Source organism: Rhodococcus sp. NPDC057529 (assembly GCF_042802055.1).
GTDB lineage: Bacteria > Actinomycetota > Actinomycetes > Mycobacteriales > Mycobacteriaceae > Rhodococcus_F.
In genome coordinates, this window is sequence record NZ_JBHVEY010000046.1 from 21,726 (window position 1) to 31,190 (window position 9,465).

Annotated in this window: 9 protein-coding genes and 1 pseudogene; 4 read left to right on the plus strand and 6 right to left on the minus strand. The window is 64.6% G+C overall.

The features are described 5' to 3' along the window. Positions 1-23: 23 nt before the first annotated feature. From ACFU5V_RS41815 to ACFU5V_RS41825, 3 genes are all read left to right on the plus strand, one after another. Positions 24-1,052, plus strand: a complete 1,029-nt coding sequence (locus tag ACFU5V_RS41815; protein WP_378707142.1) for a hypothetical protein — start codon at positions 24-26, stop codon at positions 1,050-1,052. Then, positions 1,049-2,206, plus strand: a complete 1,158-nt coding sequence (locus ACFU5V_RS41820; protein ID WP_378707144.1) for a hypothetical protein — start codon at positions 1,049-1,051, stop codon at positions 2,204-2,206. Before ACFU5V_RS41815 ends, ACFU5V_RS41820 begins: the two co-directional genes overlap by 4 nt. 220 nt (positions 2,207-2,426) lie before the next feature. Then, positions 2,427-2,858 (plus strand): hypothetical protein, encoded by a 432-nt coding sequence (locus ACFU5V_RS41825; RefSeq protein ID WP_378707146.1) that lies wholly within the window; start codon positions 2,427-2,429, stop codon positions 2,856-2,858. Between the two features lie 194 nt (positions 2,859-3,052). On the opposite strand, the gene ACFU5V_RS41830 is transcribed toward ACFU5V_RS41825, so the two are convergent. The 6 genes and pseudogenes from ACFU5V_RS41830 to ACFU5V_RS41855 all read right to left on the minus strand — a co-directional run bounded on the left by ACFU5V_RS41830 (position 3,053) and on the right by ACFU5V_RS41855 (position 7,396). Continuing rightward, positions 3,053-3,751 carry a hypothetical protein gene (locus ACFU5V_RS41830; RefSeq protein ID WP_378707156.1) on the minus strand — a complete coding sequence of 233 codons (699 nt, stop codon included), beginning with the start codon at positions 3,749-3,751 and terminating at the stop codon, positions 3,053-3,055. Between the two features lie 201 nt (positions 3,752-3,952). Beyond that, positions 3,953-4,105 (minus strand): annotated as a pseudogene (locus ACFU5V_RS41835) (DUF4236 domain-containing protein); the annotation flags it as partial. A gap of 9 nt (positions 4,106-4,114) precedes the next feature. After that, the gene (locus ACFU5V_RS41840; protein WP_378707148.1) at positions 4,115-4,747 is read right to left on the minus strand and encodes a TerD family protein; all 633 of its coding nucleotides are present in this window, start codon (positions 4,745-4,747) and stop codon (positions 4,115-4,117) included. 87 nt (positions 4,748-4,834) lie between these two features. After that, positions 4,835-5,512, minus strand: coding sequence for a tellurium resistance protein (locus tag ACFU5V_RS41845; protein ID WP_378707150.1), 678 nt, complete (start codon positions 5,510-5,512; stop codon positions 4,835-4,837). A 26-nt stretch (positions 5,513-5,538) separates the two neighbouring features. Beyond that, positions 5,539-6,678, minus strand: coding sequence for a DUF475 domain-containing protein (locus ACFU5V_RS41850; protein ID WP_378707152.1), 1,140 nt, complete (start codon positions 6,676-6,678; stop codon positions 5,539-5,541). A 142-nt stretch (positions 6,679-6,820) separates the two neighbouring features. After that, entirely contained in the window at positions 6,821-7,396 is a 576-nt protein-coding gene (locus tag ACFU5V_RS41855) for a TerD family protein (RefSeq protein ID WP_061043390.1), read from the minus strand. A 379-nt stretch (positions 7,397-7,775) separates the two neighbouring features. On the opposite strand from ACFU5V_RS41855, the gene ACFU5V_RS41860 reads away from it, so the two are divergent. Further along, positions 7,776-9,077, plus strand: a complete 1,302-nt coding sequence (locus ACFU5V_RS41860; protein ID WP_378707154.1) for a VWA domain-containing protein — start codon at positions 7,776-7,778, stop codon at positions 9,075-9,077. Positions 9,078-9,465 lie beyond the last annotated feature (388 nt).

A 9,465-nucleotide genomic window follows, 5' to 3' on the forward strand; every position in this document is an offset into this window, starting at 1 on the left:
GCTCAGCGAGAGGAATCAACCTCATGGTGACCCATGTTCTGGATGGCAAGAGCCGGGCGCACCTCCCGCGCCGCCCGCTCGCCGTGTCGATGGCCGTGGTGGGGGAGCCAGGTTCGGCTGCGCTTAGCGCCCGCATGGATGGAAACGCTGATCCGAGCGCCATCGTGCACAGCCCGGTACTGCTGATCCTGCCGCGCGTGCAACACGAAACCTTGATCGTGGCCGTTCCGGGCGAGGGGCGCTCGACGTTCCCGACCGGCACGACCATCCATGTCTCCGTCGCTGTCGACAGCGCACAGGACCCGGATCCCGATCGCGCGCAGTTGACGGCACGGGATGTGTCCGGGCTCAGCTACCTCGAGCTCGCCACGATCGGCCCGGACGGCGATCGACTTGCCGTCACCACCCGGCTCGAAGATCCCGAAGTCCCGTTGGGGCCCCTGGCGTCTCGGGCCCGCGCCGCGGCCCGCGCCGTCTTGGGGGTGGACCAGGTCCCCGACGAGCATCAGACCGGTATCGATGTGCGCATCGATACCAGTCTCTCGATGCTCGGAACTGTTCGCGGCGGCAGCGTCCACGCGATCATGGACATCGTCGCCGGCATCTCATCGGTGGTGTCCGCGGATGAGGTGCCGCGGGTATCGCTGATTGGGCATCAGATCATCGGCTTGCCGGCCGTCGACGTGACCGAACTGGCGACGCGAACCCAGCAGGCCCTCCTGACCGCGAAGTTCGGTGTCGGGTTCGACTCGTCAGTTGCCACCGCCACACCGGCATCGGGTGTACGTCGGCTGACCGTGTCCATCACCGACTCGGCCTCGCAGGCCGCGGCCGGCAGAAACGATCCGCTCGCGGTGACCGTCGTCGTGTCGCCGTCTCGTGCCGCGTTGTCCGCTCCCGGCTTCGTCGGCGCCGTGGTTCCGCCCGCGCCGAGCGGCACGGACACGACCGGGTTCCTGCTCGGGAACCCGCAGATCGTCGACGAGGTCGTCGCGGCCGCGCTACGCCCCCTGGCGCACCACAATGGGCGGCTGTCGGGAACAATGTCATGACGAAATGCCCACGGTGTTTCAACACACTCACCCACGAATGGTTCGCGTGGACGGAGGCTGCCCCGCAACGCACCGAACCGGATGAACGGGCGACCGCGTTCACCGGGGCGCCGGTGGTCGCCGGCAAGACCTGCGATCTGCAGAAGCCCGCGGATGCGGCACCGGACTGGACGCCGCCGCCGAACTACCCGGAGACGCAGCTCGGCGGCGCCGCGGTCGAGGTCTGCCCCATTTGCCATTACGTCCTTCCGCCGCAGTGGCGATGGGGGCAGGCGACGTGCATCGCGATGGCCGGTGCCCGCGCAACCGGGAAGACCGTGTACATCGCGGTGATGATCAAACAGCTGCAGCTGCTGGCCGAACGGATGAACAGAGCGGTCGAGCCTGCCACCCCGGAAACGGACTACAACTACCGGACGAACTACGAGAACCCGCTATTCGAGGAGCGCGGGATTCTGGTGTCGACTCCGTCGACGAACACCGGCGATTCGTATCAGCGTGAGCCATTGATCTTCAGCCTCGGTGTGTGGAACGAGGTACGCCGGTTCCTCGTCATCCGTGACGTCGCGGGCGAAGACCTGGAGTCGGGCAACACCGACGGTCACTCGTGGCAGTTCTTTCAGGTCGCCGATGCCATCCTGTTCCTGTTCGATCCGCTCCGTGTCGAGGAGATCGGCGACCAACTTCGCGATCTGGTTCCGGTGCAAGCCAACCGCGGCGGCGATCCGAAGATCGTGCTGCGCACAGTGATGAACATGTTGGGGTACGGAACCCCTCGCGTTGCCGTAGTTCTGTCCAAGTTCGACGCACTGCAAGCCCTGGAAGAAGTCCAGGGTGGGCAATGGAGCCAGATCATGTCCAATGCGGGTGCGGCGTTCTCGCGCGATGCGAGCCTCGATCAGGCACCCTACGCGGAGGAGGACGGCCAGTTGCTGCACGAGGAGGTGCGGAGCCTGCTGCAGCGGTTGGACGCCGGTCCGATGCTGCAGGCGATGGAGAACCCGGTCACCGGGCAGCAGTACCGGAACAGGTTCTTCGCTGTCTCCGCGCTCGGAGCGTCCCCGGTCGGTGAACGGTTGCATCAGAACGGCATCTCGCCGTTCCGGTGCCTGGATCCGGTCCGATGGGTGCTCGCCGAGCACGGGGTCCTGTAGCGGCGGGGCGACCCCCTGAAGAGGAGTTCTGACAGTGCATCAACCTGATGACCCCTGGTTCCTTGGCGGAGGAGCGGCGGGTGGCGCCTCCGAGACAGCACCCAATGGGGCGTTGTACCCGAACGACAACCCGTTCCTCCACTCGATTGCATCGGCGGTACCCCCACCGCCGCCGAGGGTGGGCAAGCCACCATCGATCTACCTTGCGTCTGCTGCGCTGATGCTGGCGTCCGTTCTCACCGCGGTGTCCGGCGTGTCGGAAGTTTTCTCGATTCTCGGTGTCCAGCGGAGGGCGAACAGACTTCTCTCGGTCGATACGACCGGTAGGGCAGCCGAGTTCGGGAGCGGGTACGTCGACGGGACGGCGGCCGGACTGATGTGGGTTGTTGTCGTGCTGTCGGTAATCTTTGCCGCCACCTATGCCGTCTTCGGGGTTGCGGTGTTCCGAGGTCGGCCATGGCCTCGCATCGCTGGCACCGTCCTCGCCGTGATCTCGTTGTTCGGTCTGCTGGGTGGCCCCATCGTGGTGATGACCGTCCTCAGCGGCATCGTGGCGGTAGCGGCGCTGTGGGTTCCCGCGTCTCGTCGGTACTGCGAGTATGCCGAGGCGCAGCGCCGGATCGTGCCCTCCCGTCCGGTGGGTTTCGGGTAGTTCCGTCAGTTTCCTCAGGGGTGACGTGCTGTGCGCGGTGCCGTCGCCATGGTGACGATCCGATGCCCGCGGTTCGGGTCGGGGACGTCGAGTCGGGTGTTCGGGTTCTGGTCCGCGAGCGCGTTCGCGACCCCCTGCGGCGCTGGCTTCCATCGCCGAACACGGCACGTCCACGCCCCGCAGGCAGTGCCGGCTCAGTTCAGGGCGGTGAGCGCGTCCGACAGCCCCGGATAGGAGGGATCCTCGGCGAGGACCTTCTCGATACCTCTGCGGGCCGCCGCTTTTCGATTCTGCGTGAGGTCGACCTGGGCGCGTTCGAGGAGAACACGATGCCGGATCGCCGCGCTGCGACTACGCACCCGCAGCGCCTCCTTGAAGACCTCCCGGGCTGCGTCGTTGAACCCGAGTTGGGCGAAGGCCCGCCCGCGCAGTCCCAGGAGCAGGGCCGTGGTGTCGTCGGCGTTGGTGACGTCGTTGGTCAGGTCGATGACATCCTGGTGCCGGCTGGCGGCGCTGTAGAGATCGGCGAGGGACAGGGCTGCGTGGGTGGTCGGGCGGGCTTGCTCCGCACTCCAGATGGCGGCGGGGAGATCGCCGGCGGACTGGTGAAGTTCGGCGACCGCGAGCAGCACCACATCGTCGACGATCCGCAACTGCGCGGTGACGGCGGGCATGATCTCGACCGGCCATGTCCGATCGGAAAGATACTCGAGGACGAAGTCTAGGAGCGGCCGGGTCGCATCCTGCGCGGCAGCCCAGCCCAGTAGGTAGCGGGCCCGTTCTTGGGCCTGAGGGTTGTCGCGGCCCAACTCGAAATGCAGCAGGCCTTCGAGGATCGCCGCGAGCAGGCGGGCGTGTGGGGCGGCTCGGCCGTGCGTGCGGGCGACCGCCATGAAGTCGTAGGGTTGGCGTGACTTCAGAAGTGTGAAGAGATCCTTTTCCCACGCGGGCGAGAGTATGCCGGGCTTTGCCGGTTTCGGCGGCGATAGCAGTGGGGGTGTGGGCTGAGCGGTTCTCGTCGACGATCGTTGGGCGGTCCGGGTTCGCTGTACTGATGTCGATCCGCGCAAAGTCTGCTGGTGTGAGATCCCGGTGCCGGGGATCGAGACGGTTCGGCTTACCCGACCGTTGGCGTGCTTGGTCACGCGAACACCCTTGCCGCCGACCGAGTAGCCAATCCCGCTGCGGCTGATGTTCATCCGCACTCCGGGCACGATCTGGATGCTCTTGCGGATACGGAATCCCATGGTGGCCTCCTACAGTTCGTATCCGGCGGGGACCGGCGGGTTGGTCCAGTCGATCTGGGGTAGGCCTGGATCGGTGGGGTGGGGAGCGGGTTCGATAGTGCGCGAATCGGGGTCGGGTTCGTCGACGGTGACTCCGAAGTCGCGGGCGAGACCGGCGAGCCCGTCATGATAGCCCTGCCCGATCGCGCGGATCTTCCAGGCACCGTCGCGGCGGTAGAGCTCAACTGTGATGGCGGCTGTTTCGGAGACGAGGTCGTCGATGCTGAACGTGGCGAGCTCACCTTCACCCGTGTCGCGGATGCCAATTGTGACTATCCCGAGAACGGCGAGTGTGCGTGGGGGTTCGGCGTCGATGCTGAGTGCAAAGGCGATGCTGTCCACCTGCGAATCGCAGGCGTGCAGGTCGACGCTGATCCGGTCTTCGACCAGACCGCCGGCTTCCCGCTTTCCGTCGTGGCAGATCGCACCGTCGAGGGAGTGCGGATGGTTGTAGAACACGAAGTCGGCGTCACTGCGGACCTTCCCCGCGGTGAGTAGGAGCGCGGACAGGTCGGCGTCGGCGTCAGGGACGGGTCTCCATCGACAGGTCACTGTGGCACTGGACGCGGGGAGTGCACAGTTCTGCCCCTTGCGCAGTTGCATGGTGTTCCTCTCCAACCGCAGGGCGGGTGCCGTGGTCAGTGTGACTGTCCACGGCACCCGCCCCGTTTCTGCCGGTGTTCGGGAGCTCTATTTGCTTCCGGGAGTCCAGTTCAGGCCCCACCCGTAGGCGCGGTCGAGTTCGTCTTGGCTGCCGTTGATGTACCGGACCTCACGGGTGACGGTGATCTCGCGGCCGGTGTTCTGCACCAAGGCGATGGCGCAGATCGGTGCGTTGTTGCTCGGTGAGTCCAACCGCACCTCCACCTGGGGACCCGACGTGGGGTAGAGGGTGACGACACCGTCGACAGCCGCCCAGTTCGGTGCGCCTTCGTAGATCATCGCGAACACCAGGATTCGCCGGAACATTTCCGGGCGGGCGAGGTTGATTCGCATGTTTTCGCCGCCGACGTTGGTGCCGGTGCGGTCGTCGCCGTCGAGCTGGATGAACGGCTGGGTGTTCAGGGCGCCGAAACTATTACCCAGTGCCTGGACAACGCCTTTGGATCCGTCGGCGAGTTCGTAGAGGCAGCCGAGGTCGAGATCGACTCCACCGGCCGGTGCGGCCGCAGCCGCCAACTTGGCGAAGAAGCCCTTCTTCGGCGGCGGAGCACCGGTCGACCAGTTCAGGTTGACCCGCATCGCACCCTGCTGCTCACCGGCTTTGGCGAGGCTCACGGTCGGGGCAGCCTTCGACAGCGTGACCTTGCTCAGGTTCACGCCGCCCTGGGGTGCCCCGTTCGTTGGTCTGGTGTAGTCGATCGCCATGTGTGGCTCCTTGATCTCGGGTCCGGTCAGCCGACGGGGACAGACTCGGTCTCGTCGTCGTGGTCGTCGGCGACGACTGGCTCGGGGTTGCGGCGATTGCGGATGATGCTGGAGATGAACGCGGCGCCGATGAGGGCGACACCGACGAGGCCGGTGACGTTCTCGTTGACGTGGTAGCCGATGGAGACCAGCAGGATCAGGGCCAGTGCGCCGATCGCCCAGTGGGCGCCGTGCTCGAGGTACACGTAGTCCGAGAGCGTGCCCTTGCGGACGAGGAACACGGTGATGGAACGGACGAACATCGCGCCGACGAAGCCGAGGCCGAGGGCGATGATGATCGGGTCGGACGTGATCGCGAACGCGCCGATCACACCGTCGAAGGAGAACGACGCGTCGAGGACCTCGAGGTACAGGAACAGGAGGAACCCGGCTTTACCGGTGGCCTTCGCGAGTTGAGTGGGTCCTGAAGATCTGGTGGTCTCGGAATCCTCGTCGCCTTCTTCCTCGGGGGTGTTGAACAGTTCACCGAGACCGTTGACGGCGATGTAGGTGATCATGCCGAGGACGCCGGCGATCATGACCGTGGAGACCGTATCGTCGGGGGCGATGTAGGCGGCGGTGATCAGCAGCAGGACTCCGGCGAGGATGACGGCCAGCTGGTCGAGCTTGCCCGCGCGGGCGAGGGGCTTCTCCAGCCAGGACAGCCAGGTGATCTCGCGTTCTTCGAGGATGAAGCCGAGGAACAGCATCAGCAGGAACATGCCGCCGAACGCCGCGATCTGCGGGTGCGCGTCGGTGAGCAGGGTTTCGTAGCTGGCGCTGCCGTCGGGGAAGTACGCGGCGCCGTCGGCGGGCGGGTTGAGGGCAAGGTCGAGGGCGGCGACGGGGCCGAGGCCGGAGGCCAGCCAGACGATGACGAGGGGGAAGACGAGGCGCATGCCGAATACCGCGATGATGATGCCGACGGTGAGGAAGATCTTCTGCCAGAACTCGCTCATGCGGCGTAGGACGGTGGCGTTGATGACGGCGTTGTCGAAGGACAGCGAGATCTCGAGGATCGAGAGGATCAGCACGAGGAGGACGGCCTGGGGTCCACCGTAGATGGCGGCGACGATCAACGCGACGATTGTAACCGCGAAGGACCAGCCGAATATTCGCAGAACCACGAAGCGTGGCCTTTCTCTAGTGGGCATGCAGGGTGGCTACTGCAGGGGAACACGCGCTGGGTGAGGGGCTCACGTAAGTCACATGAGCCCCTCCCAGCAGTGGAACGGGTTGTGATGTGATCGTGCCCGTTGGGGACAATCGTCAGACGTTGACGCCGTAATCGCGGGCGATACCGGCCAGGCCGGATGCGTAGCCCTGGCCGATGGCGCGGAACTTCCATTCGCCGTTGTGCCGGTAGAGCTCACCGAAGGTCATTGCGGTTTCGCTGGATGCGTCCTCGGAGAGGTCGTAGCGGACCAGTTCGCTGCCGGTGGCGCGGTCGACGACGCGGATATAGGCGTTGGTGACCTGACCGAAGTTCTGTCCCCGCGTGACAGCGTCGTGGATGGAGACGGGGAAGAAGATGTTGGTGACGTTCGGCGGCACGGCCTGCAGGTCGACGTTGATGACCTCGTCGTCGCCGTCACCGTCGCCGGTGAGGTTGTCGCCGGTGTGCTCGATCGAGCCGTCGGGGGAGCGCAGGTTGTTGTAGAACACGAAGTGGTCGTCCGACAGGACCTTCTTGTTGTCACCGGTTGCGAGTGCGCTCGCGTCCAGGTCGAAGTCGGCGCCGGTGGTGGACCGCGCATCCCAGCCGAGTCCCACCGCCACGGCGGTAAGGTTCGGCGCCTGCTTGTCGAGGGATACGTTGCCGCCTTTGGCAAGAGTGACGCCCATGGGGATCCTTTCACGGATGGATGGGGGTGCGCTTCATTTGGCGACCCCGCTCGAGTGTTCGAGCACGCTCACCATAGATCGTGAGGATTCGGACACGCGAGAGGAACTCACCGTCTGGTAGCCGAGCACGTACTATCAGCCCGTGATCGGTTGCCGGACTTACTCAGACGAGCAGATTATTGTCTCGATTGGGTTAGGTTAAGTGCTACCAGAGCATATTCACGTTGTCTGTATATCTTGCAGATGACGAAGCGTTACGAACAGTGATTTCCCACCTCATAAACCGCTCCGCCCGCGCCCGCCGCACCATAGTTAGACCTCCCCTCAGACCATGCGCCGTGGTCCCAGCAGAAAGGAATCGGCCATCCGGCCGGATCTCATGTCAGAGCTTGCCCGCGGTGAAAACACGACCCTGGATGGCGGATCCGTGACGCTGTCCATCTCCGGCGTCCGACAGGGCGGCGCCATCGACTTGTTGGCCTTCCAACTCGGCGATGATCAGCGGGTGCGCTCCGACGACGACTTCATCTTCTTCAACCAGCCGGCGTCGCCGGAGGGCGCGGTGCGGCTGGTCGCGGCCGACCGCATCACGATCGACTTCCGCGCTGTCCCCGACAGCGTCGTGAAATTCTCGATCGCGGTAGCGCTCGACGAGAAGGCAGCGGGGATCCTGTCGGCAGTGGAGAACCTTGGTGTCACGGTTGAGCAGCCGACCGGTCGACGCGTCACCGCGCGAGCGCTCGGGTTGACCACGGAGCGGGCGGCGATCCTGCTCGAGGTATACCGCCGCAACAACACATGGAAAGTTCGGAACGTCTCCGCTGGCTGGGATACCGGCCTGCATGCCCTCGTCAACCACCATGGTGTCGAGATCTCGGATGAGCCAACGACACACGCGCAGCCGCAGGTCCCACCGCAGGCACCCCAGCAGACTCAGTCGGATCGGCTCGGTGTCCGGACGGTGGCCGATGAAGCGAAGCTTTCGCTTGAGAAGCGGCAGAAGCTGGACCTGCGTAAACGAGAGGTCGCGAAGATCCTGCTCGACAAGGGCGCTTCCGGGGTGCGTGCCCGCGTAATCCTCGTGATCGACAAGACCGGAAGCATGCAAGCCGAATACCGGAGTAAGCGCATCAACGAGGTCGTGGAGCGGATGGTTCCGGTCGCGGTACAGGTCGATGACGACGGCAAGCTCGAACCGTATCTATATGGCGCCAGCTTCGCGCGCCTTCCCGACATCGCCGTCCACGAGGTCGACAGTTGGTCCGCCACATATCTGCATCTCAACGGCACCCATGGCGGAATCGACTACGCAGAGATCGGCGGCTACAACGACGAACTGCCGATCATGAAAGAGATCATGTCCTCGCTCATGCCTGGGGCGTCCATGCCGACACTGGTGTTGTTCTTCACCGATGGCGGATTCCATAAGAAGGGTCCCATCACCGCCCTGATGAAGCGAGCCGCCACCCTTCCCGCGTTCTGGCAGTTCGTCGGAATCGGCCACGCCGACTACGGGATTCTGGAAAAGCTCGACACCCTCAAAGGGCGGGTTGTCGACAACGCCGGATTCTTCAGTGTCGACGACATCTCGAAGATCACTGATGCAGAGCTGTACAGCCGGTTGCTGAGCGAATTCCCGGACTGGCTCCGTGCAGCGCGCAAAGCCTGCATCGTGGCCTGACTTCTGTCACGTCACCGGCTACGAGTGCCCGCAGGCCCTGTTCCGCCGCCCCTACGGGTGCGGTGCCGAACCTCCAGGCAATTCGACACAGCGATTCGCGATCGTTCGATCGGGGGTAGGGGATCTCAGCTGCAGTGACGCTGCCTGTCATTCACACGAATGATGGATAGCAGTCACCCCTCCGGGTGTGGGCGCGCACGATGGAACTCTCTCTCCCGATCCGGTCGAGCGAACACGATCGAACCTGATACTTTTCTGTTCAACGACTGTCTGCAAACAGTGAGCAAAGGTAGATTAATGATCTTTCGGTAATTGAGTGAGCTCAGATCGCAAGGAAAGCCCAGCGTGATCGAGGAAGCCATGACACAGGTCGTAGCTCGAGCCGATC